Origin of the sequence: Agrobacterium sp. T29, from assembly GCF_006970545.1 — a bacterium.
Classification (GTDB): domain Bacteria; phylum Pseudomonadota; class Alphaproteobacteria; order Rhizobiales; family Rhizobiaceae; genus Agrobacterium; species Agrobacterium leguminum.
In genome coordinates, this window is record NZ_CP040641.1 from 1920999 (window position 1) to 1942571 (window position 21573).

At 61.3% G+C, this 21573-nt stretch carries 23 protein-coding genes; 11 read left to right on the plus strand and 12 right to left on the minus strand.

The features are described 5' to 3' along the window. Nucleotides 1–31: 31 nt before the first annotated feature. The 10 genes from FGF54_RS23885 to pcaD all read right to left on the minus strand — a co-directional run bounded on the left by FGF54_RS23885 (nt 32) and on the right by pcaD (nt 7981). Nucleotides 32–790, minus strand: coding sequence for an amino acid ABC transporter ATP-binding protein (locus FGF54_RS23885; RefSeq protein ID WP_003505500.1), 759 nt, complete (start codon nt 788–790; stop codon nt 32–34). Nucleotides 791–820: 30 nt separating this feature from the next. Beyond that, a complete protein-coding gene (locus FGF54_RS23890) occupies nt 821–1660 on the minus strand; it encodes a transporter substrate-binding domain-containing protein (RefSeq protein WP_142781378.1) in 840 nt (279 codons plus the stop codon). A gap of 35 nt (nt 1661–1695) precedes the next feature. Then, nucleotides 1696–2535: a transporter substrate-binding domain-containing protein gene (locus FGF54_RS23895; RefSeq protein WP_142781379.1), complete on the minus strand. Its 840-nt coding sequence runs from the start codon at nt 2533–2535 to the stop codon at nt 1696–1698. Between the two features lie 41 nt (nt 2536–2576). After that, complete coding sequence (locus FGF54_RS23900) at nt 2577–3227, minus strand: amino acid ABC transporter permease (RefSeq protein ID WP_080853538.1); 651 nt, start codon at nt 3225–3227, stop codon at nt 2577–2579. A gap of 10 nt (nt 3228–3237) precedes the next feature. Next, entirely contained in the window at nt 3238–3906 is a 669-nt protein-coding gene (locus tag FGF54_RS23905) for an amino acid ABC transporter permease (protein ID WP_059758436.1), read from the minus strand. Between the two features lie 370 nt (nt 3907–4276). Then, on the minus strand, nt 4277–5338 hold the full coding sequence (locus FGF54_RS23910) for a 3-carboxy-cis,cis-muconate cycloisomerase (protein ID WP_142781380.1): 1062 nt from the start codon (nt 5336–5338) through the stop codon (nt 4277–4279). Nucleotides 5339–5370: 32 nt separating this feature from the next. After that, nucleotides 5371–5991, minus strand: a complete 621-nt coding sequence (gene pcaG, locus FGF54_RS23915) for a protocatechuate 3,4-dioxygenase subunit alpha (RefSeq protein ID WP_065655341.1) — start codon at nt 5989–5991, stop codon at nt 5371–5373. Nucleotides 5992–5993: 2 nt separating this feature from the next. Further along, nucleotides 5994–6734: a protocatechuate 3,4-dioxygenase subunit beta gene (pcaH, locus tag FGF54_RS23920; RefSeq protein ID WP_135397453.1), complete on the minus strand. Its 741-nt coding sequence runs from the start codon at nt 6732–6734 to the stop codon at nt 5994–5996. Beyond that, nucleotides 6731–7180: a 4-carboxymuconolactone decarboxylase gene (gene pcaC, locus FGF54_RS23925; protein WP_080853534.1), complete on the minus strand. Its 450-nt coding sequence runs from the start codon at nt 7178–7180 to the stop codon at nt 6731–6733. The genes pcaH and pcaC overlap by 4 nt, the downstream gene beginning before the upstream one ends. A 3-nt stretch (nt 7181–7183) precedes the next feature. Continuing rightward, the gene (gene pcaD / locus FGF54_RS23930) at nt 7184–7981 is read right to left on the minus strand and encodes a 3-oxoadipate enol-lactonase (protein ID WP_142781381.1); all 798 of its coding nucleotides are present in this window, start codon (nt 7979–7981) and stop codon (nt 7184–7186) included. Between the two features lie 94 nt (nt 7982–8075). Here pcaD and pcaQ point away from each other — a divergent pair, with 94 nt between their 5' ends. After that, complete coding sequence (gene pcaQ / locus FGF54_RS23935; RefSeq protein WP_078053171.1) at nt 8076–9017, plus strand: pca operon transcription factor PcaQ; 942 nt, start codon at nt 8076–8078, stop codon at nt 9015–9017. Between the two features lie 198 nt (nt 9018–9215). Here pcaQ and pobA read toward each other — a convergent pair whose 3' ends face one another. Beyond that, nucleotides 9216–10388: a 4-hydroxybenzoate 3-monooxygenase gene (gene pobA / locus FGF54_RS23940; protein ID WP_142781382.1), complete on the minus strand. Its 1173-nt coding sequence runs from the start codon at nt 10386–10388 to the stop codon at nt 9216–9218. 117 nt (nt 10389–10505) lie between these two features. On the opposite strand from pobA, the gene FGF54_RS23945 reads away from it, so the two are divergent. Then, nucleotides 10506–11429, plus strand: coding sequence for a helix-turn-helix domain-containing protein (locus tag FGF54_RS23945; RefSeq protein ID WP_142781383.1), 924 nt, complete (start codon nt 10506–10508; stop codon nt 11427–11429). Here FGF54_RS23945 and FGF54_RS23950 read toward each other — a convergent pair. Then, nucleotides 11399–12160 carry an IclR family transcriptional regulator gene (locus tag FGF54_RS23950; RefSeq protein WP_142781384.1) on the minus strand — a complete coding sequence of 254 codons (762 nt, stop codon included), beginning with the start codon at nt 12158–12160 and terminating at the stop codon, nt 11399–11401. The genes FGF54_RS23945 and FGF54_RS23950 overlap by 31 nt on opposite strands. A gap of 136 nt (nt 12161–12296) precedes the next feature. Between FGF54_RS23950 and FGF54_RS23955 the strand changes: the two genes are divergently transcribed. From FGF54_RS23955 to FGF54_RS23995, 9 genes are all read left to right on the plus strand, one after another. Beyond that, on the plus strand, nt 12297–13004 hold the full coding sequence (locus tag FGF54_RS23955) for a 3-oxoacid CoA-transferase subunit A (protein ID WP_142781385.1): 708 nt from the start codon (nt 12297–12299) through the stop codon (nt 13002–13004). Continuing rightward, nucleotides 13001–13696: a CoA transferase subunit B gene (locus FGF54_RS23960; RefSeq protein ID WP_059758412.1), complete on the plus strand. Its 696-nt coding sequence runs from the start codon at nt 13001–13003 to the stop codon at nt 13694–13696. The genes FGF54_RS23955 and FGF54_RS23960 overlap by 4 nt, the downstream gene beginning before the upstream one ends. A gap of 10 nt (nt 13697–13706) precedes the next feature. Then, nucleotides 13707–14912 carry a 3-oxoadipyl-CoA thiolase gene (gene pcaF / locus FGF54_RS23965; protein ID WP_142781386.1) on the plus strand — a complete coding sequence of 402 codons (1206 nt, stop codon included), beginning with the start codon at nt 13707–13709 and terminating at the stop codon, nt 14910–14912. A gap of 430 nt (nt 14913–15342) precedes the next feature. After that, nucleotides 15343–16371, plus strand: a complete 1029-nt coding sequence (locus FGF54_RS23970) for a LacI family DNA-binding transcriptional regulator (protein WP_137453990.1) — start codon at nt 15343–15345, stop codon at nt 16369–16371. 277 nt (nt 16372–16648) lie between these two features. Continuing rightward, nucleotides 16649–17590 (plus strand): sugar ABC transporter substrate-binding protein, encoded by a 942-nt coding sequence (locus FGF54_RS23975; RefSeq protein ID WP_142781387.1) that lies wholly within the window; start codon nt 16649–16651, stop codon nt 17588–17590. A gap of 137 nt (nt 17591–17727) precedes the next feature. Continuing rightward, nucleotides 17728–18636 (plus strand): sugar ABC transporter substrate-binding protein, encoded by a 909-nt coding sequence (locus tag FGF54_RS23980; RefSeq protein ID WP_168208251.1) that lies wholly within the window; start codon nt 17728–17730, stop codon nt 18634–18636. Nucleotides 18637–18683: 47 nt separating this feature from the next. Then, on the plus strand, nt 18684–19580 hold the full coding sequence (locus FGF54_RS23985; RefSeq protein WP_003519788.1) for a sugar phosphate isomerase/epimerase family protein: 897 nt from the start codon (nt 18684–18686) through the stop codon (nt 19578–19580). Nucleotides 19581–19590: 10 nt separating this feature from the next. Next, the gene (locus FGF54_RS23990; RefSeq protein ID WP_142781389.1) at nt 19591–20601 is read left to right on the plus strand and encodes a Gfo/Idh/MocA family protein; all 1011 of its coding nucleotides are present in this window, start codon (nt 19591–19593) and stop codon (nt 20599–20601) included. 8 nt (nt 20602–20609) lie between these two features. Next, nucleotides 20610–21395 carry a TIM barrel protein gene (locus tag FGF54_RS23995; RefSeq protein WP_142781390.1) on the plus strand — a complete coding sequence of 262 codons (786 nt, stop codon included), beginning with the start codon at nt 20610–20612 and terminating at the stop codon, nt 21393–21395. Nucleotides 21396–21573: the final 178 nt, after the last annotated feature.

Here is a 21573-nt window from a genome sequence, read left to right on the forward strand (position 1 = left end):
TTATCCCCGCCTGTCTTAGAGCGCGCGAACCTCAGTGGTGGGCGAGAATTTCGCCGAGGAACGTGCGCGTGCGCTGGTGCTTGGGATCGCGGAAGAATTCCTCCGGCGGGCCTTCCTCGATGATCTCGCCTTCCGACATGAAGATCACCCGGTCGGCCACCTGCCGTGCAAAGCCCATTTCATGGGTCACGCAGATCATCGTCATGCCGTCGCGGGCAAGGCCGATCATGGTGTCGAGCACTTCCTTCACCATTTCCGGGTCGAGAGCCGAGGTCGGCTCATCGAACAGCATGGCCTTCGGCTCCATGCACAGCGCCCGGGCGATGGCCGCACGCTGCTGCTGGCCGCCGGAAAGCTGGGCCGGGTACTTGTCTGCCTGGTTGAGAATGCGCACGCGCTCCAGATATTTGCGCGCCGTCGCCTCCGCATCGGCTTTCGACAGGCCCTTCACCCGCATGGGCGCGAGCGTGCAGTTTTCCATGATGGTCTTGTGCGGGAAGAGATTGAAGCTCTGGAACACCATGCCCACTTCGCGGCGAACCGCATCGATGGCGCGGCTGGAATCCGACAGCGTCGTTCCCTCGACCGTGATCTTGCCCTCCTGGATTTCCTCCAGATGATTGATACAGCGGATGAGCGTGGATTTGCCCGAACCGGACGGCCCGCAAAGAACGATTTTTTCGCCCTTGCGAACCGTCATGTTGACGTTTTTAAGCGCGTGGAAGGCTCCATACCACTTTCCCACCCCTTCAAGGGCGATCAGCGGAGCCTGAGCGGCGGATTGCGGCATGGAACTTTCCTTCATGCTTTGGCAGCAGTGTTAGTTGACGGTGTAGGGAATGTCGGGAAGCGAAGCCGGGAACTGCGGTACCGGGCGCTTCATCCATTTGGCGTAGACTTTTTCGAGGTCGCCATTGGCCTTGATCTTGTCCAGATAGGCGTTCAGCGCTTCGTTCCAGTCCTTTTCGCCGGGGCGTGTGGCAGCGCTGTTGTAAAGGGTCACGAGGTCGAACTTCACCTCGTAATCCTTGCCGCCGGCAGCCGCGAGACGGTCGCCATAGAACTGGTTGCCACCGATCGCCTCGATCTGGCCCGACAGGATCGCCTGAATGGTGGCGGCATCGTCATCGAAGCGAAGGATATTCGCCTTGGTGCCAGCCCCTGCGGTCAAGGCCGTATCCATCGGGCTGGATTTCGGTGCGCCGACGGTCATTCCGGTCAGATCGTCGAAACCGGCGATCTTCTTGTCCTTGGTGGCATAGACCGACATGACATTATGCGCGTAAGGCTGCGCATATTGCACGTTCTTCGCCCGCTCCGGCGTCATTCCCATCGATGCGAACAGCGCATCAACCTTGCCGGTGCGAAGCGAAGGGATGCGGTTGGCGACGGCAAGCGGCACGAATTCCACCTTCAGCCCCAGATAGTCCGCAAATCCCCTTGCGAGATCGGCGTCGTAACCCTCCTGAACGCCGGTGGAATTAATGAAACCCCAGGGCGCATTATCGCCCTGGATACCGATCACGACCTTGCCGCTGGCTTTTGCCTCATCAAGCGTTCTCGCATCTGCCGCCACCGGCGTCAGAACCGGCAGCAAAGCTGCCGCCAGTCCCGCTGCAAGGATTGCTCGCCAACCCGTCAGGGTTTTCAAGATTCTCATTGTTTCCTCCTCCCAAATCCAGGCGGAACCCGCCGTTACTTCACGGTGAACGGGATGTCGGGCAGGCTGTCCGGGAAGGCCGGGACTTCGCGCTTCATCCACTTGTCGTAGATCTTGGCGAGCTGGCCGTCGGACTTGATCTTGTCGAGGAAGGCATTGACGGTCTCGTTCCAGTCCTTTTCACCGGGGCGGGTGCCGGCGCCGTTGTACATGGTCGTCAAATCGAATTTCGATTCGAATTTGCCTTCTGCCGCTTTGTTCAGGCGGTCACCGTAGAACATGTTGCCGCCCACGGCGTCCACCTGCCCGGATATGATCGCCTGGATATTGGCGGCGTCGTCATCAAAGCGCAGGATGTTTGCTTTCGTACCCGCACCGGCAGTGATGGCTGTATCCATGGCGCTGGACTTGGGAACGCCGACGGAGACGCCGGTCAGGTCGTCAAAACCAGTGATTTTCTTGTCCTTGGCGGCGTAAACGGAAAAGACGTTGCCGACATAGGGCTTCGAATACTGGATGCTCTTGGCCCGTTCGGGCGTCATGGCCATGGTCGCGAACAACAGGTCGACCTTGCCGGTCAGCAAAGCGGGAATGCGGTTGGCCACGGCGAGCGGTACGAACTCAACCTTGACGCCGAGATAATCGGCAAAGGCCTTGCCAATATCGGCATCGAGGCCATCCTGCACACCGCTGGAATTGACGAAGCCCCACGGCGAGTTGTCGCCCTGAATGCCGATGACGACCTTGCCCTTGGCCTTGGCCTCTTCCACCGTGCCGGCGAAAGCATCGACCGGTGCGACGAAGGGCAGGGCAACCGTTGCCGCGGCAAGCGCGAGCAGGGCGCGACGAGAGAATTTCATGCTGGTGGTTTTCATCTTTTGCTCCTCCTTACAAAGCTGATGAGATCTTCATGGACTTAGCGGGTTGCGGTCTGCAGCCGCTTTTCAACGCTGGCGCCCCACAGGGAAAGCGGCCAGCAGATCAGGAAATAGATGACGCCGACGAGGGCGAAGACGGTGAGTGGGCGGAACGTCTGGTTGGAGACGATCTGGCCGGCGCGCGACAGCTCAACGAAGCCGACAATGGCCGCAAGCGAGGTGCCCTTGATGAGCTGCACGAGGAAACCGATGGTGGCCGGCAGCGAAATCTTGAAGGCCTGCGGCAGAACCACGTCCTTCATGCGCGATACGTAATGCAGGCCGAGCGCATTGGCGGCTTCCGTCTGGCCTTTCGGCACCGCCTGGATGCCGCCGCGCCAGATTTCGCCGAGGAAGGCGCTGGCATGCAGCGTAAAAGCGATGGCGACCGCAATCCAGGCATCGACATTGAGGCCCGCAAGCGCCACGCCATAATAGACCACGAAAAGCTGCATCAGGAGCGGCGTGCCCTGAAAGACGGCGATGTAGCCGGTGCTGGCGCGCTGGATTGCCGGGCTGTCCGCGACGCGGGCAAGCGCCACGCAAAGGCCGAAGACGCCGCCGCCGATAAAGCCGATGATGGTCAGCGCAAGCGTCCATTTCAGGCCTTGCAGCAGGAAGAAGAGTTCGTTGGGACCGATGGATGCCATTGTCTTTTCCTCACTTGACCGGATAGCTGAAGGATGCGCGGGAGATGAGCGAGAAAATGCCCATCATCAGCGAGGAAATGACCAGATAAAGCAGCGTGATCGAGAAATAGACCTCGAAGGACCGGAAGGTATCCGCCTCGATCTTCTGCGCCACCGAGGTCAGCTCGTAAGCGGCGATCGAGGTGCAGACCGAAGTGGTCAGCGTCAGCATGATGAACTGGCTGGTGAGCGAGGGATAGACCGCCCGCAGCGCCGGCTTCAGGATGATGTGCCGGAAGATCTGCGCGCGGTGAAGGCCGAGCGCAAGCCCCGCCTCGACCTGACCCTTGGGAATGGAATCGACCCCGCCGCGAATGATTTCAATCGCATAGGCGCCGCCGTTCAGAGCCAGCGCAATGATGGCCGTTACCGTCGGGTTGAGCTTGATGCCGATCTGCGGCAGGGCGAAGAAGATGAAGAATATCTGCACCAGAAACGGCGTGTTGCGGATTGTTTCCACAAAACCGATGACGAGGCCGCGCAGCAGCTTGAACCGCGAGCGGCGGGCGACGACGCCCAGAACGCCGATGACGGTGGCGAGCGACATGCCGGCAATCGCAAGGCCGATCGTCGCCAGACAGGCTAAAAGCAGCTCGGGAAGGCGGTCTATGACCGCCGAAAAATCGAGACTGTAAGACATTCTTCCTCCCAACCCGTTCGGGTCCGGACAGGCATTTCGCCTTGTCCGCATCGCTTTGGAAACCTTGCGGCGCCAAAGCCCTCCATTTGTCGTTCACTGCCGCTGCAGGCTTCAAAACCCCTGTCGGCGGCAGGCTGTTAATCTTAATGTTTGTACCAGTTAGTTCATTTTTGTGTCAAGCGGCATGTCCGGTTAAAAAGCAGCTTTCGTGCTGTTTTTTCATTTTCTGGATTTCTGAATAAAGTCTTTTTTATCAATGACTAATGCGGAAAAGCGCAAGCGCTTTCCACGCGTCGCCATGTTGCCTCCGGCCTGCCGTTCGGCAGTGCCAAGAATCCCTGTCTGGCCACGAAATCGACCGACCTTGCGGCTAGTTTTCGCCTGTGCCCAGCCTGTCTATCTGCTCGGCCAATCGCTCGGCGATCAGCAGCGAGGCGCCCGTTGCCGTCACCATTTGCGGCAGCGACAGCCATTCCAGCATCCAGCCCGCGCCGGACCTTTCCTGTTCGTGCACGAGCGACTGGTGCAGGGCGGATATCTGCACGGCATTGAAGCGTGCGAGCGTCACCAGCGCTTCGGCATTGACCGGGTTCTGTTTGTGCGGCATGGCCGAGGAGCCGCCGCCGCCGGAGAGGCGGATTTCCGCACCGAGCTCGGCCATCAGCGCGATATCCTGCCCGAACTTGCCGAGCGCGCCGGTGATCAGCGAGAGCAGATTGGCGAATTCGGCGATGCCGTCGCGCTGGCTGTGCCATTGCGGCCTGTCGGCAAGGCCGAGCCGTTTTGCGAGATCGGCACGCACCGCCGCGGCATTGTCGCCAAGCTTTTCCAGCGTGCCGGCCGCCCCGCCGAATTGCAGGGCGAAGCCGCTCTGCGTAAAACTTTCTAGCCGCAGCAGGTGGCGTTCCAGCGGCGCAGTCCAGCTGGCCGCCCGGTCGGCGACGGTGATGCCGATGGCGGCCTGCATGCGGGTATAGCCCGTCAGCGGGTTGTGGCCGTCGCGGGAGGCAAGGTCTCCCAGCGTATCGATCAGGCGGCCCAGCCGGGCCGAGATGATTTCCGCCGCAGCCTTCAGCCGCAGCATCAGGCTGGTATCGATGACATCCTGGCTGGTGGCGCCGAAATGCACCCTGTCCGCCGCCTGACCGGCGACCGCCGCGCGCATCTGCCGGATGAGTTCCGGAACCACGACGCCGTCCTTCGCGACGCCATGGCGAAGCGCGGTCATATCGGCGGCAAAGTCCAAAAGCCGCGAAACGATCGCTTCCGCCGCCTCCTCGGGAATGATGCCGGCCTGCGCTTCCGCCTGCGCCAGCCCCGTCTCGAAACGGATCATGGCGTCGATATCCGCTCTTGCCGAAAACAGCTCGACGATCTCGCTGTCGCCGAAGAGGCCTGACAAAAACGGATGCTCGAAGGGGGAAAGGCTCATCTTCCGTCTCGCTTTCTTTTGCGCGATATGCGTCAGATATCGAAAAACACGGTTTCGCCTTCGCCCTGAAGGCGGATATCGAAACGGTAGACGTTGCCTTCCTCTTTTTTGGCGACAAGCGTGGCGATGCGGCTTTTCTGCTCGATGCGGGCAAGAACCGGGTCGGCGGCATTGGCCTCCTGTTCTTCCGGGAAATACATGCGGGTTTGCAGGCCGATATTGATGCCGCGTGCGACGATCCAGAAGGTGATATGCGGCGCCATCGGCCGGCCGTCGCGGAACGGCACCTTGCCCGGCTTGATGGTTTCGAAGACGAACTCACCCGTATCCATGTCGCCGGGCGAGCGGCCCCAGCCGATGAAATTCGGATCGGCCTTGCCCCGCGTTTCGCTGGGGCTGTTGTAATAACCGTCGGTATCGGCCTGCCAGATTTCGATCAGCGCGTCCTTCAGCGCCATGCCCGCACCGTCATAGACCGTGCCGCGCACGCTGATGCGTTCGCCGCGGGCCTTGTCGTTATAAAGCGGACCGGAGCCGAGATCCTTCTCAAACACGCCCTCGATGCCGACGAAATTCGGCGTGCAGCCGATATGCACGTAAGGGCCCGCCGTCTGCGAGGCGGTTTCCTTGAGATAGTTGAGCGGCTGAACCATGGTCAGTTGCCCTCCATGCGGTTTTCGAAAAGGGTCGAGCGGCGGCCGCGCAGGACGATGTCGAACTTGTAGGCCAGCATGTCCATCGGCAGCGTCGCATTCATGTCCAGCGGCGCGATCAGTCTTCTGATCGCATCCTCGTCCGGAATGGTCTTGACGATCGGACATTTCCAGATCAGCGGATCGCCTTCGAAATACATCTGGGTGATGAGCCGTTGGGCGAAACCGTGGCCGAAGACGGAGAAGTGAATATGGGCCGGCCGCCAGTCATTGACGCCGTTCGGCCAGGGATAAGCGCCGGGCTGGATGGTCTTGAACCAGTAATAGCCGTTCTCATCCGTGATGGTGCGGCCAACGCCGCCGAAATTCGGATCGATGGCGGCGAGGTAGCTTTCCTTCTTGTGGCGGTAACGGCCGCCGGCATTGGCCTGCCAGAATTCCACCAGCGCGCCATCCACACCGCGGCCGCGCTCGTCCAGCACCCGGCCGTGCACCAGAATGCGCGGCCCGACCGGCATTTCGCCGGGGCGGGCATAGTTGAGGATGAGGTCGTTATCCAGCGGGTTCAGCATGCCATGGCCGAAGACCGGGCCGGTGATCTCGCTCTTGGTGCCTTCCAGCGAAATCAGCGCGCGCTGCGGCGAGCGCAGGATCGAGGTCTTGTAGCCGGGCGCATAGGCGAGCGGATGGATGTCGCGGTTGCGTGCGAAGAACGGTCCGGTTTCCGGCGGCCGGTTGCTCATTTCGTCTCCTCCTCATCGCCAGAATTATAAGTGCCAGAATTATCAGGGGAACTATCGGCTTTCATGCTGGCCAGGGCAAGCTTGGCGATTTTGAAAGCGTGGTTGGCGGCGGGCACGCCGGCATAGATCGCCACATGCAGCAGCGCTTCGCGAATATCCGCCTCGGTGGCGCCGGTATTGGCGGTGGCGCGCACATGCATGGCCAGCTCTTCGTCCTGCCCGAGTGCGGCGAGCAGGGCGATGGTCACCATCGAGCGCTCGCGCTTCGTCCAGTGGTTGCCGGACCACACCGTGCCCCAGGCGGCTTCGGTGATGAGCTGCTGGAAAGGCTGGTCGAAACCGGACGTCATGGTCTGTGCGCGGTCGACATGGGCGTCGCCGAGCACGGAGCGGCGGGTTTTCATGCCCTGTTCGAAACGTTCGTTCTTGTCGATATGGTCCGCCATCGGTCAGTGCTCCGGCAAGGTCTTGAGAAAAATGCACGCCGCCTGCGCGTAGGCGAGCGGCTGTTCAAGGCAGGGAATATGGCCGCAGCCGGCGATGGTGACGAGACGGCTTGCGGGAATGATATCCGCCAGCGACCGCACCAGTTCCGGTGGGGTGGAGCCATCCTGATCGCCCGCCACGCAAAGCGTCGGCACGGCGATGCGCCCGGCCTCTTCGGTAAAATCCGCATCGCGGATGGCGGCGCAGGTGCCGCTATAGCCGGCTTCCGGCTGTTGCGAGAGCATGTTGCGCGCGCCGGCATAGGCGGCATTGTCAGGCTTACGGAAGGCGGGTGTGAACCAGCGCTCCATGACGGGATCGACCAGCGAGACGAGGCCGTCCGCGGCGATCTTGTCGATACGGGCGTTCCACATCTCGGCCGTGCCGATCCTGTGGGCGGTGTTGCTGAGCACCAGCGCGCGCACCAGATCGGGACGGCGGGCATAAAGCCCCTGCGCAATCAGGCCGCCGACCGACAGGCCCCAGATGATCGCGCTCTTCACGCCAAGATGGTCGAGGAGTGCGGTCAGATCGCCGGCATGATCGTCGATGGAATAGGGAGCGTGCCCGACATCCGAGAGCCCGTGGCCGCGCTTGTCGTGCAGCACATAGGCATAATCATCGCCGAGCGCTTCGATCACCGCATCCCAGATGCGGAAATCGGTGCCGAGCGAATTGATGAAGGCGATGACCGGCTTGCCTGTGTCCAATCCCTTGACGCGGTAATGGATCACGGTCTCGCCGCAGCGCAGAAAATGCATGATGTGCTCCTCCTGCCGGGGATATTGCAAGCGGGTTCCGGTTAAGTAAAATGACATTATCGATGAAAATCATAACCTGTGGATTATATGAGCGATGGTCGATCAGCGTATCAAGTTCCGCCACCTGCAGACTTTCGTGGAGGTGGCGCGGCAAAAAAGCGTCATCCGCGCTGCGGAAATCCTGCATGTCAGCCAGCCGGCGGTGACGAAGACGATCCGTGAACTGGAAGATATTCTCGGCGTCTCGCTGTTCGACCGGGAGGGGCGCGGCATCCGCATCAGCCGTTATGGCGAGGTGTTCCTGCGCCATGCGGGCGCGACGATGACGGCGCTCAGGCAGGCGGTCGATTCGGTATCGCAGGAGGCGGCGCGCGCCGGTCCGCCGGTGCGGGTCGGCGCGCTGCCCACGGTGTCTGTTCGCATCATGCCGAAGGCGATGGCCGGTTTTCTGGCCGAGAAAACCGGCAGCCCGGTGAAGATCGTGACGGGCGAAAACGCCGTGCTGCTGGAGCAGTTGCGCGTCGGCGATCTCGATCTTGTTGTCGGCCGTCTGGCCGCGCCGCAGAAAATGGCGGGTTTTTCCTTCGAGCATCTCTATTCGGAAAAGGTGCGCTTCGTGGTGCGCGCCGGGCACCCGCTGTTGTCACCCGGCCTTTCGGTGTTCGATCACCTGCATGAATATCCCGTGCTGATGCCGACACGACAATCGGTCATCGGCCCTGTCGTCGAGCAGTTTTTGATCGCCAACGGCGTGCCGGCCCTGCCGATCCGCATCGAAACCGTGTCCGACGCCTTCGGCCGCGCCTTCCTGCGCACCAGCGATGCGATCTGGATCATCTCGGAAGGCGTGGTGGCGGCGGATGTGGCGGATGGTATTCTGGCAATCCTGCCCGTCGAGACTGGCGATACCAGCGGCCCGGTGGGGCTGACGGTGAGGGCCGATACGCAGCCCTCGCTGCCGCTGTCGCTGCTGATGCAGGCTATTCGCGAGGCGGCAGGCGAGTTGCTGGATGGTAGGCCGGAGGCCGGTTCTTGAGATGAGGGTGAGGGTCGGAAAAGTCTGAGAACCTCTCCTCCGTCATTCCGGCCTTGAGCCGGAATCCAGCCACGGCGCGTCTGCGCCGTGAAAAGAGTCTTTTGCGATCAATGACTTGATCGCGCTGGACCCCGGATCAGGTCCGGGGTGACGGGTGTGGAAACGGTAGAGATAAAAGCCGCGTGTTTGGGGCAGCCCCTAATACGGAAGCCCCACATAATTCTCCGCAAGCGCGGTGGAAGCGGCGCGCGATTGCACGAGGTAGTCCAGCTCCGCCTCCTGAATGCGCTGGCCGAAATCTCCCGTATCGGGAAAGCGGTGCATCATCGTCGTCATCCACCAGGAGAAGCGCACGGCCTTCCAGACGCGGGAAAGCGCCTTCTGCGAATAGCCGTCGATGCCGGCCTCGGACTTCTCGCGATAAAATTCGATCAGCGCCTCGCTCAGATAATGCACATCGCTGGCGGCAAGGTTGAGGCCCTTGGCGCCCGTTGGCGGCACGATATGGGCGGCGTCTCCGGCCAGAAACAGCCTTCCGAACCGCATCGGTTCACAGACGAAGGACCGGAGCGGCGCGATGGATTTTTCAAAGGACGGGCCGGTTACCATCACATCCGCATGGTTTTCCGGCAGGCGACGGCGGATTTCGTCCCAGAAGCGCTCGTCGCTCCAGTCTTCCGGCCGGTCCTCCAGCGAACATTGAATGTAATAACGGCTGCGCGTGTGCGAGCGCATGGAACAGAGCGCAAAACCGCGCGGGTGGTTGGCATAGATGAGTTCATGGTTGACGGGCGGCACATCGGCCAGAATGCCGAGCCAGCCGAAAGGGTAGACCTTCTCGAATTCCTTGATCGCGCCCTGAGGCACCGATTTGCGGCTCACCCCGTGGAAGCCGTCGCAGCCGGCGATGAAATCGCAATCGATACGGTGGGTTACGCCGTCTTTCTGATAGGTGACATAGGGGCTGGCGCCATCGAAATCATGCGGTTCGACATTGCCGGCATCGTAGATGGTCACAAGGTTTGCCGCTTCGCGCACATCCATCAGGTCATGGGTCACCTCGGTCTGGCCATAAACCATCACATGGCTGCCGCCGGTCAGGTCGAAGAGATCGATGCGGTGGTCGCGGCCGTCGAAGGTCAGCGAAAAACCGTCATGCGGCAGGCCTTCCCGGTGCAGGCGCCTGTCCGCGCCGACCTTTTCCATGAGCTGCACCGTGCCTTCTTCCAGCACGCCAGCGCGGACACGGCCGAGAATGTAATCCTTGCTGACCCGGTCGAGAATGACAGTCTCGACGCCTTCTCTGGCCAGAAGCTGGCCAAGCAGAAGCCCCGAGGGGCCGGAGCCGATGATGACGACCTGGGTGCGCATTGTTTCCTCCCGAACTTGTCTCCTATCAAGAAATTGACCAAGCGATGCGGCAAGCTCAATGGACTTTCTGATCAGCAAATTGCACAATCCGACCATTGTGCTGAGGAGCGAAGGAACATGCGGCTTGCTGCGAGTGAGGGTTTGTATGGCGAAGAAGCGGTGCAAGGCACTGATTTCCGCTTTCATTGCGAGACGCTTTTTTCCAGAAGCAGCCTTCACCGCTTTGAAATCAGCCTGCACCGTCACGCTGCGTTTCAGCAAATCTTGTACATTTGGGGCGGTGAGGGCGATGCGCTGCTGGATGGCCGCATCGAGGCGATCCGCCCGCCGGTCGCCATTGTCGTGCCGCCGGGGTTCGAGCACGGCTTCCGGTTTTCACGCGATATTGGCGGGGTAATCGTCACCGTGTTGCCGGGCGCCCTGCCGGCTTCAGTGCAGGCGCTGCTGCTGCGGAATTTCCAGCGGCCTGTCCTGTTGCCGCTGCGGGATTTTGCCGATGGCGAACGTCTGCGCATCGGGTTCGAACAGATTTCGGCTGAATATGAAACACGCGAGACGGGCCGGGATGCCATCATCGAAGGTCAGTTGGCCATCGTGACGGCGCTTCTGGCGCGGGCGGCGCGCCCGCTCCTGGAAGGAACCGGCGAAGGTCTGGCGGAACAGCGTTTCGAATTTTTGCTGTCACTGATTGCACGCCATATTCGCGAGCCGCAAAAGGCGGAGTTTTACGCGAAGAAGCTCGGTCTTTCCGAGACCCATCTCAACCGTCTGGTCCGCTCCGTTTCCGGCCTCAGCCTGCAGCGGCTGATCGCTAAACGTCAGATCGAGATCGCCCAGCAGGAGCTGATCTTTACCGTTTCCAGCGTGCAGATGATTGCGGAGGGGCTGGGTTTTGCCGATCCGGCCTATTTCAACCGCTTCTTCAAGCGCGAGACCGGCATGACCCCGCGCGCCTGGCGGCTGGCGGAGCAGCGGAAAATGGGGGATTCCGGGGCGCGGCAGGTGCCGCTTCAGACCAGCATTCTTGCCAGTTCCCGCTGAACGGCAAGAAGCGCGGGCAGGTATCGCTCCACGAGGTCCTCCATCGAGGCGACCGAGGCGGCGAGCCCGACATTGAGGGCGGCCACCGTCTGGCCGCGCATGGTTTTCAGCGGCACCGCGATGGAGCGAAGGCCGATCTCTACCTCCTGATCGATCAGCGCATAACCGCGATTGCCGGTGGCCTCGATTTCGGTGAGCAGGGCGTCCATCCTGGTGATCGTCTTTTCCGTGCGCGCCACCAGCCGGGAGGCTTCGAGAATGTCGCGCTGCCGCTCGGCCGTCTGCGCCGAAAGAAGAACGCGGCCCATGGAGGTGCAATAGGCGGGCAGGCGCGAACCCGGCATCAGCGCAATCGACATGACCCGCTGCTGCGCGGCGCGGGCGACATAAACGATCTCGGTCTCATCCAGAATGGAAACGGAGGTACTCTGGCCGATCTCTTCGGAAAGGCGGTCGAGCAATGGCTGCACGATGCGCGGCAGCGGCATGGTGGCAAGACAGCCGGTGCCAAGCCGCAGCACCTTCGGGGTCACGGTAAAGAACTTGCCGTCGTAAGCCGCATAACCGAGTTCCGAAAGCGTCAGCAGGCAGCGCCGCGTCGTGGCGCGGTCCAGCCCGGCAATCTCGGCGGCATCGGAAATCGACAGGCGCGGCCGTTCGGCGCTGAAGGCCTCAATGACCCGCAATCCCTTGGCGAGGCCGCCCATCATGTCTCTTTCGCTGACAGCCATGTCGAAGCTCCATTTGTGCGATATACGAACAAAAATCATATAGCGCACAAAATCCTTGCCGTCGAGGCGGTTTCGGATTTACCTCACGCTCAGGCAGCCTTGCGGGTTCCATCCGTCCGGCTGGATGGAGGTTTTAATGGACAAGACAATCAAGAGCGCTGGAGATGCGCTTTCCGGCATCGGTGACGGTGCGACGATCATGATCGGCGGTTTCGGCGGCTCCGGCGCGCCCATCGAGCTGATCCATGCGCTGATCGACAAGGGCCCGAAAAACCTGACGGTCATCAACAACAATGCCGGCAACGGCCGCATCGGCATCGCCGCGATGATCGACGCCGGCATGGTCAAAAAGATGATCTGCTCCTTCCCGCGCTCTTCCGATCCGCGTGCCTTTACAGACAGATATCTGGCCGGCGAAATCGAGCTGGAACTGGTGCCGCAGGGCACGCTTGCCGAGCGCATCCGCGCCGGGGGCGCGGGCATTCCGGCCTTCTACACCCCTACCGGCTTCGGCACGGAACTGGCCGAAGGCAAGGTCATCGCGGAATTCGACGGCCGCTCTTATGTGCAGGAACGCTGGCTGAAGGCCGATTTTGCGATCGTGAAAGCCGAGCTTGGCGACACCTATGGCAACCTCACCTACAACAAGGCGGGCCGCAATTTTAACCCGCTGATGTGCATGGCCGCGAAGACCACCATCGCGCAGGTCTCGAAGATCGTCGAAGCCGGGGAGATCGATCCGGAGCATGTCGTCACGCCCGGTATTTTCGTGAACGGCGTCGTGGAAATCCCCGATCCGCAACAGGAAGAAGTCCTCATTCGCGCCGGAGTGGCCTACGCATGACCCAGACCATCGACACCCGCGAAGACATCAAGCTTTCCAACGCCCAGATCGCATGGCGCGCGGCGCAGGACATCGAAGACGGCGCTTACGTCAACCTCGGCATCGGCTTTCCGGAAATGGTGGCGCGCTACCAGCCGCCCGGCCGTCAGGCGATCTTCCATACCGAAAACGGCATCCTGAATTTCGGCGAAGCGCCGCCGGAAGGCGAAGAGGACTGGAACCTCATCAATGCCGGCAAGAAGGCCGTGACGCTGAAGCCGGGTGCGGCCTTCTTCCACCATGCCGACAGCTTCGCCATGGTGCGCGGCGGGCATCTGGATGTGGCGATCCTCGGGGCCTATCAGGTGGCGCAGAATGGCGATCTCGCCAATTGGCGTGTCGGCTCCAAGGGCGTGCCGGCCGTCGGCGGCGCCATGGATCTGGTGCATGGCGCCAAACAGGTCTTCGTCATCACCGAACATGTGACCAAGAATGGCGAACCGAAGCTCGTTGAAAAATGCGCCTTTCCGTTGACCGGCGTTGGTTGCATCACCCGCATTTATACCAGCCATGCTGTCATTGACGTGGTGGATGGCCGTTTTGTGCTGCGTGAAAAACTGCCGGCGATGACTTTCGATGAATTGCAGGCCATGACCGGCGCGCCTTTGGCGGTCGATGGCGAGGTCGCAGATCTCGTCGCCCCGGAACTTTGAGGAAAAACCGATGACCGACGCATTCATCTGCGACTATATCCGCACGCCCATCGGCCGCTTCGGCGGCGCGCTTTCTTCGGTGCGGGCCGACGATCTCGGGGCAGTGCCGCTGAAGGCGCTTGTCGAGCGCAACCCGTCCGTCGACTGGGAAGCGGTCGAAGATGTGATCTTCGGTTGCGCCAACCAGGCGGGTGAGGATAACCGCAACGTCGCACGCATGTCGCTGCTGCTCGCCGGCCTGCCGGTTTCGGTGACCGGAACGACGATCAACCGGCTGTGCGGTTCGGGCATGGATGCCCTCATCGCAGCCGCCCGCGCCGTGAAATCGGGCGAGGCGGAATTGATGATCGCCGGCGGCGTCGAAAGCATGAGCCGCGCGCCTTTCGTTTTGCCGAAGGCGGAGAGCGCCTTTTCGCGCAATGCCGAAATCTACGACACCACCATTGGCTGGCGTTTCGTCAACCCGCTGATGAAGGCGCAATATGGCGTCGATTCCATGCCGGAAACCGGCGATAACGTCGCCATTGACTATCAGGTTTCCCGTGAGGATCAGGACGCCTTCGCCGTTCGCAGCCAGCAGAAGGCGGCTGACGCGCAGGCCAATGGTCGCCTCGACAGGGAAATCGTGTCCGTGACCATCCCGCAGCGCAAGGGCGATCCGCTGGTGGTCTCGAAGGATGAGCATCCGCGCGCGACCAGCCTTGAAGCGCTGGCGAAGCTGAAGCCGGTCAACAGGCGCGAGGGCGCGACGGTGACGGCGGGCAATGCTTCCGGCGTCAATGACGGCGCGGCCGCACTCATCGTCGCATCGGCGGAAGCCGCGAAGAAATACGGGCTGACGCCGATTGCCCGCATTCTCGGCGGTGCCGCCGCCGGCGTGCCGCCGCGCGTCATGGGCATCGGCCCGGCCCCGGCCTCCGCAAAGCTGCTGGCCCGGCTCGGGCTGAAGCAGGAGCAGCTCGACGTGATCGAGCTGAATGAGGCTTTCGCCAGCCAGGGCCTTGCGACGCTGAGGCAGCTCGGCATTGCGGATGACGATGCGCGGGTGAATGCCAATGGTGGCGCCATCGCGCTCGGCCATCCGCTCGGCATGTCCGGTGCACGCATTGCCGGCACGGCGGCGCTCGAACTTTCGCTGACCGGCAAGCATCTTGCGCTCGCCACGATGTGCATCGGCGTCGGGCAGGGTATCGCTGTGGCGCTGGAAAGGGTCTGACGGGATAGCGGCTTCAGCATCGTGATAACGGTGCTGAAGCCGCCGTAAAACGGTACGAATGCCCGCTGCCGCAGCTTCCTTACGTGTGACAGTTGCCATTCAGGTTACTCGGCAGGCGATTTTTTCGCTCTGACACATCCCAGCCCCCTCATTCCTGTGCTTGTCACAGGAATCCAGCCGACGCGCGTCTGCGCGGCGAAAGGACTCTTCTCAGCCCAAGGACTTGGGCTGGCTGGATCTCTGTGACAAGCACAGAGATGAGGGAGGCAACGGCATTTTAAAATGCCGATCTCGCAAATTCGGCGCCTGCCTGACATTCACCTCCATGGCCCTCCCTGACGAAATCCTCCGGCATGCGTTGGATTCCATCATGATCCGTGACATGTTTTGCGAGATATGACAGGAATCTTTCCGTCTACGGGGTGCCAGCATGAAACGTCCGACCATCACAGATGTTGCGACAGCCGCCGGCGTCAGCGTCGCCACCGTCGACCGGGTGCTGAACGGCCGGCTGCCGGTGCGGGAGGAAACCGCGCGGCGGGTGTTCGAGGCGGCGGAGAAGATCGGTTTTCACGCCACCAACATCATTCGCCAGCGCATGCTGGCCGACCTGCCGTCTTATAGTCTCGGCATCATCCTGCGCAAGGAACGGCACGCCTTCTACCAGACCTTTGCCGACGAGCTGGAGCTTGCGGCGCGCAACGTCAGGGATCGCCATCTTAATCTGCGCATCGAATTTGCCCAGTCGGGCGAGCCGAGCGAGCTTGCGGCCCTTCTGACGGGCATGAAGGGCCGCGTGCAGGCCGTGGCGGCCACGGGGCCGGACCATCACGATGTCACCGCCGCCGTCGAGGCCCTGAAGGCGAAGGGCATTCCGACATTTTCGCTGCTTTCGGATTTCGCGCAGGGGGTGCGGGAAGCTTATCTCGGCGCCAACAACATGAAAGTCGGGCGCACGGCGGCTTGGATGATCTCGCGGCTGGCGCGCAGCAGGGGCAAGGTGCTTTTGCTGCTCGGCGGCCACCGTTTTCACGGCCATTCGCTGCGCGAAACCGGCTTTCGCAGCTATATGCGGGAATATGCGCCGGAATTCGAGGTGATGGACGCGCTGATCACGCTGGAAACCCGGCGGCTGACCTATGAGCTGGTGATGGACACCATCGCCAAGCACAAAGATCTGGTCGGCATCTATTGCATCGGCGGCGGCATGGAAGGTGTCATCGAGGCCCTGCAGCAGGAAAACCGGCAGGAGGCCATCGTCTGTCTTGTGAATGAACTGACGCCCGAATCCCGTCAGGCGCTGCTGGAAAAGCGTATCAGCGGCATATTCCAGACGCCGCTCCGTGAATTATGCACGGACCTCATCGCCACCATGGTTCACAGCATCGAACATGGCATGGCGGAAACGCCGGGACAGCGGTTTGTACCCGCCCATCTGTGGGTTCCTGAAAGCCTTTGATGGTTTGATAGATTCTATCATAAATTCGGCGTCTCTTTCTATCAGCCTTGATGGCTTCGGCTGCCGCTGACCCGTTGACGCCGGGCCGGGACTGGGAAATCTTGCCTGCGTGTGGAGCGGGCAGGAGGCTGATCCACGATAATAACGATGTTTCGGATTGCTTCAGGCTGCGGACTTGTCTTCGCGGCGACGGGTATTTTTTGCCGGCAAATGTGGCGGCGCGATGGGCGCTGAACCGTGCAGCCGGTTCTTTTCAAGGGTTTTGGAGGAGAACGACATGAGAAGACATTTCGCGATTGCAGCGCTCGCCACCATGCTGGCGACGACCGCCTCGGCGGAAACCATCGGCGTTTCGATGGCCCTGTTCGATGATAATTTCCTGACCGTGCTGCGCAACGGCATGATCGATTATTCCAAGGGCATGAGCGGCGTCTCGCTGCAGATCGAGGATGCGCAGAACGATGTCGGCAAGCAGTTGAGCCAGGTGCAGAACTTCGTCGCCGCCGGCGTCGACGCCATCATCGTCAACCCGGTGGATACGGATGCGACCGTGGCGCTTTCGCAGGCTGCCGCTGCCGCCGGCATTCCGCTCGTTTATGTCAACCGCCAGCCGGTCAACCTCGACAGCCTGCCGGAAAAACAGGCCTTCGTTGCCTCCGATGAAAAACAGTCCGGCACCCTGCAGACGCAGGAAGTCTGCCGACTGCTGAAGGTGGCCGGCAAGGCGGAAGCGAAGGCGGTGGTGATGATGGGCGAGCTTTCCAACCAGGCGGCCCGCATGCGCACGCAGGATATCAAGGACGTGGTGGCGACGCCCGATTGCAGCTTCATCAAGCTTGTCGAGGAGCAATCCGCCAACTGGTCGCGCACTCAAGGCTCGGACCTGATGACCAACTGGCTTTCGGCCGGGGTGCAGTTCGATGCGGTGATTTCCAACAACGACGAAATGGCCATCGGCGCGATACAGTCTCTGAAGGCGGCCGGCCGGTCGATGGATGACGTCATCATCGCCGGCATCGACGCCACGCAGGACGCGCTTGCCGCCATGGCGGCGGGTGAGCTGGATGTGAGCGTTTTCCAGAATGCCGCCGGTCAGGGCAAGGGCGCGGTTGATACGGCGCTGAAACTGGCAAAGGGGGATGCGGTGGACAAGAAGGTTTTCGTACCCTTCGAACTGGTCACACCCGCAAACCTCAAGGACTATCAGGCCAAGAACTGAGACCGTTCGGGCCAGACAACGACGTGACAGACCGAAGACGCTGAAGGCGGGGGGAGGATATTCCGGCTTCAGCGATATCACTGCGATTGAACCAGCGGAGGTTTTCCGCGGGAGGAAAGACTTTGAAAAACCTGTTGATGGCGACTGCGCTCTGCATTTTTGCAACGCCTGCCCTTGCCGAGACCCGTGTTGCGGTCTCCATGACATCGTTCGACAATCCGTTCCTGACGATTTTGCTGAACGGCATCAGGGCTGAGGCCGGGCGTGACAAGAACATCGAGCTTCTGGTGGAGGACGCTCAGCTCGATCCTTCGAAACAGCTCAATCAGGTGCAGAATTTCATCGCCAACGGTGTCGATGCGATCATCGTCAACGCGGTCGATGGCGATGCCACCTCGGCGATCACCAAAGCCGCATCCGCCGCAAAAATCCCGCTCGTTTATGTCAATCACCCGCCGGCAGAACTGGAAACCGGCCTGCCTGATGGCACGGCCTTCGTCGGTTCCAACGAGCTCGATTCCGGCACCATGGAGGCGGAAGCCGCCTGCAAGCTGATGGGCGGCAAGGGTAAGGCCGTGATCCTGATGGGACCTTTGGAAAACCATGCGGCGCTGGTGCGCACCAAGGATGTGGAAACGGTGTTTGCCCGGCCGGACTGCAAGATCGAAATCCTCGAAAAGCAGACGGCGAACTGGAGCCGCACGCAGGCGCAGGACCTCGTTTCATCCTGGCTGACGGCGGGCATCCAGTTCGATGCTGTCATCGCCAATAATGATGAAATGGCGATCGGCGCCGCGCAGGCGCTGAAGGCGGCGGGCGTTTCCATGAAGGATGTGGTCATCGCCGGCATCGACGCCACGCCGGACGGCCTTGCCGCCATGCAGGCCGGCGACCTCGATATTACCGTCTACCAGAATGCGACGAAGCAGGGCGAGGTCTCGGTTCAGACGGCGGTGAAGGCCGCCGCCGGGCAAAGCACTGAGAAGACGCTTTGGGTGCCCTTCGAACTCGTCACACCGGAAAACATGCCCGCCTACGCCAAATAAGCGGGGGCTTCGGCCCCGGTCCGTTTATCACTCCACTGGAAACAGCCATGAAACATACGCTCGACCCCCACATGTTCCGGCACCTTTCGCTGGCCGAGACCTGCCGCAAGGTTGCCGAACTCGGCTATGATTACGTCGAACTTTCACCCCGTCCGGATTTCCTTTCCTGGTGGACCCGGCCGAAGGTCTATCCCGAACGCGTCGCCGAATTCAAAAAGGCGCTGAAGGACCATGGTGTCGGCCTTGCGACGCTGCAGCCCATGTATCGCTGGGCAAGCCCCTATCCGGACGAATGGGAAGTGGCGATCGACAACTGGAAACGCGCCATCGAGATAGCCGTCGAGATGGAATGCCCGATGTTCGTTTCGGAATTCGGCCGTGGCGGTTCGCCGGATCGCAGCCTCAACGACCGCTCCGGCCTGCATCGCCCGGAAACCTGCGAAGCGCAGTTCTTCCGCGCCATGGATATTCTGGTGCCGATCCTCGAACGGGAAGGTCTGGTGCTGTCGCTGGAGGCTCATCCCGAAGACTGGATCGAGGAAATCGCGCCTGCCATCGACATTATCAAGACCATCAATTCCAAGGCGGTAAAGGCCTCCTTCATCGCGCCGCACACGTTCTTTTACGGGCCGGACATGGTGGCTAACCTGCGTGCGACCGAGGGCCATCTGGTGCATGTGCGCCTTGCCGATACCTATGACCACAACAAGTCGTCGCAGCTGCGTTACATCGTCAATCCCCCCGGCTCGAAGGTCAGGGTGCACCAGCACACCGATTTCGGCCAGGGCGAGATCGACTGGGAGACCTTCTTTGCGACGCTCGCCGACATGAAATTCGACGGCGTGCTGTCGAACTGCGTGTTTGCCTGGGAAGATCGTGTCGATGAAAGCGCGCGGTTCATGCTCAGCGAAACCCGGCGATACGTCGCCAAGTACTGGAAATGAGGTTTTTCAAATGACTGTCAGAATTGGTGTCGTCGGCACCGGCGCAATCGGGCGTGATCACGCCCGCCGTATCAACAAGGTTCTGGGCGGCGCGAAGATCGTTGCGCTCAGCGACGTCAACCGCGCCTCCGCCGAGGCGGTCAAAAACGACATCGCCCCGGATGCCGTCGTTTTCGCCACCGGCGAAGAGCTGATCGCATCGCCGGATGTGGATGCCGTGCTCGTCACCTCATGGGGCGCAACCCATGAGCAATATGTGCTGGCGGCAATCGCCGCCGGCAAGCCGTGTTTCTGCGAAAAGCCGCTCGCAACAACGGCGGAAGGCGCAAGACGCATCGTCGACGCCGAGGTGGCGCATGGCAAGCGGCTGGTTCAGGTGGGCTTCATGCGCCGATATGACGCCGGTTACGTGGCGCTGAAACAGGCCGTCGATAGCAGGATCGGCGCGCCGATCATGGTGCACGCCGCCCACCGCAACCCGGCGGTTCCTGAGCAATATGTCACGCCGATGGCGATCCATGACACGATGATCCATGAGATCGACGTGTTGCGCTGGCTGCTCGACGATGACTATGTTTCGGCGCGGGTTCTCTTTCCCCGTTCGGCGGCCAGAAGCCATGCGCGGCTGAAGGACCCGCAGATCGTCATTCTGGAGACGGCGAAGGGCACGATCATCGACGTCGAAATCTTCGTGAATTGCCATTATGGCTACGATATCCAGTGCCAGGTGGTGGGCGAGGACGGCATTGCCGGCCTGCCGGAGCCGATGTCGGTGCAGACCCGCCTCGGCGCCAAGCTGCAGAACGATATCCTGACCGACTGGAAAGACCGCTTCATCGCCAGCTACGATGTGGAATTGCAGGACTTCATCCATGCGGCGGCGAAGGGCACGGCATCGGGACCCAACTCCTGGGACGGCTACGTGGCTGCCATCACCTCCGACGCCTGCGTGGCCGCGCAGGAAACGGACGGGGCAGCAGTTGAAATCAAGCTTCCCACCCGTCCCGCCCTTTATCAGTGAGGTCTTTCATGCGTTTTGCCATCAACCACATTACCGCGCCGAAGCTTTCCCTTGAGGCGTTCTTTGCGACGGCCCGCGAACTCGGCCTTACCGAAGTCGAAATCCGCAACGACCTGCCTGATATCGTCGGCACGGTGGATCCGGCGGCTGTGAAGGCGGCGGCCGAAAAGGCGGGCGTGACGATCATCTCGATCAATGCGCTTTATCCCTTCAACGTCTGGTCGGGCGATCTGCCTGCGCGGGCCGTCGCCATGGCCGATTATGCGGCGGCAAGCGGGGCCAAAGCGCTGGTGATGTGCCCGCTCAACGACGGTACGCCGGTGTCTTTTGACGATCTCGTCACGGCGCTGAAGGCCATGAAGCCGATCCTTAAGGAACGCGGCCTGATCGGTTTCGTTGAGCCGCTCGGTTTCCCGGTCTCTTCGCTGCGCACCAAGGCCGAAGCGATCAGGGCCATCGATGCGGCCGGTGGCGGCGATGTCTACAGGCTGGTGCACGACACCTTCCACCACCATCTCGCAGGCGAGACGGAGTTCTTCCCGGAGCGAACGGGGCTGGTCCACATTTCCGGCGTGATCGATCCTGCCGTCTCCGTAGCCGACATGCTCGACGCCCACCGCGTTCTGGTGGATGGCGGCGACCGGCTGGACAATATCGCCCAGATCAGGACGCTCGAGGCGGCCGGTTACAAGGGACCTTACAGCTTCGAACCCTTCGCGACGGAAGTGCACGAAATGAAGGATCCGGCCGCTGCCGTAAAGAGCAGCATCGACCATATCTCCCAGGCGCTCTGACCGCCTCGCCGCCCGCGGTTCGCTGCGGGCGGCGTTTCTTGCGGGGGATTAAAAACCCAGAGAAATCAATTCCGCATTTACGGATGATGCTGTAGTCTTCGAGCGACGAGAGAGCAGCAAACAGGCACGGGTATTCTTCAGATCGACTGCGTGAGGCAGGCTTTCTGCCCGCACCGTC

Excerpts from the sequence above, each read along its gene's own strand:
- FGF54_RS23975 (WP_142781387.1), top strand. The coding sequence starts at position 16,649 with ATGAGAAGACATTTCGCGATTGCAGCGCTCGCCACCATGCTGGCGACG.
- FGF54_RS23885 (WP_003505500.1), bottom strand. The coding sequence starts at position 790 with ATGCCGCAATCCGCCGCTCAGGCTCCGCTGATCGCCCTTGAAGGGGTG.
- pobA (WP_142781382.1), bottom strand. The coding sequence starts at position 10,388 with ATGCGCACCCAGGTCGTCATCATCGGCTCCGGCCCCTCGGGGCTTCTG.
- FGF54_RS23950 (WP_142781384.1), bottom strand. The coding sequence starts at position 12,160 with ATGGCTGTCAGCGAAAGAGACATGATGGGCGGCCTCGCCAAGGGATTG.
- pcaH (WP_135397453.1), bottom strand. The coding sequence starts at position 6,734 with ATGAGCAACCGGCCGCCGGAAACCGGACCGTTCTTCGCACGCAACCGC.
- FGF54_RS23955 (WP_142781385.1), top strand. The coding sequence starts at position 12,297 with ATGGACAAGACAATCAAGAGCGCTGGAGATGCGCTTTCCGGCATCGGT.
- FGF54_RS23990 (WP_142781389.1), top strand. The coding sequence starts at position 19,591 with ATGACTGTCAGAATTGGTGTCGTCGGCACCGGCGCAATCGGGCGTGAT.
- FGF54_RS23985 (WP_003519788.1), top strand. The coding sequence starts at position 18,684 with ATGAAACATACGCTCGACCCCCACATGTTCCGGCACCTTTCGCTGGCC.
- pcaG (WP_065655341.1), bottom strand. The coding sequence starts at position 5,991 with ATGGTTCAGCCGCTCAACTATCTCAAGGAAACCGCCTCGCAGACGGCG.
- pcaQ (WP_078053171.1), top strand. The coding sequence starts at position 8,076 with ATGGTCGATCAGCGTATCAAGTTCCGCCACCTGCAGACTTTCGTGGAG.
- pcaC (WP_080853534.1), bottom strand. The coding sequence starts at position 7,180 with ATGGCGGACCATATCGACAAGAACGAACGTTTCGAACAGGGCATGAAA.
- FGF54_RS23895 (WP_142781379.1), bottom strand. The coding sequence starts at position 2,535 with ATGAAAACCACCAGCATGAAATTCTCTCGTCGCGCCCTGCTCGCGCTT.
- FGF54_RS23960 (WP_059758412.1), top strand. The coding sequence starts at position 13,001 with ATGACCCAGACCATCGACACCCGCGAAGACATCAAGCTTTCCAACGCC.
- FGF54_RS23905 (WP_059758436.1), bottom strand. The coding sequence starts at position 3,906 with ATGTCTTACAGTCTCGATTTTTCGGCGGTCATAGACCGCCTTCCCGAG.
- FGF54_RS23900 (WP_080853538.1), bottom strand. The coding sequence starts at position 3,227 with ATGGCATCCATCGGTCCCAACGAACTCTTCTTCCTGCTGCAAGGCCTG.
- FGF54_RS23970 (WP_137453990.1), top strand. The coding sequence starts at position 15,343 with ATGAAACGTCCGACCATCACAGATGTTGCGACAGCCGCCGGCGTCAGC.
- FGF54_RS23910 (WP_142781380.1), bottom strand. The coding sequence starts at position 5,338 with ATGAGCCTTTCCCCCTTCGAGCATCCGTTTTTGTCAGGCCTCTTCGGC.
- FGF54_RS23995 (WP_142781390.1), top strand. The coding sequence starts at position 20,610 with ATGCGTTTTGCCATCAACCACATTACCGCGCCGAAGCTTTCCCTTGAG.
- pcaF (WP_142781386.1), top strand. The coding sequence starts at position 13,707 with ATGACCGACGCATTCATCTGCGACTATATCCGCACGCCCATCGGCCGC.
- FGF54_RS23890 (WP_142781378.1), bottom strand. The coding sequence starts at position 1,660 with ATGAGAATCTTGAAAACCCTGACGGGTTGGCGAGCAATCCTTGCAGCG.
- FGF54_RS23945 (WP_142781383.1), top strand. The coding sequence starts at position 10,506 with ATGCGGCTTGCTGCGAGTGAGGGTTTGTATGGCGAAGAAGCGGTGCAA.
- FGF54_RS23980 (WP_168208251.1), top strand. The coding sequence starts at position 17,728 with ATGGCGACTGCGCTCTGCATTTTTGCAACGCCTGCCCTTGCCGAGACC.
- pcaD (WP_142781381.1), bottom strand. The coding sequence starts at position 7,981 with ATGCATTTTCTGCGCTGCGGCGAGACCGTGATCCATTACCGCGTCAAG.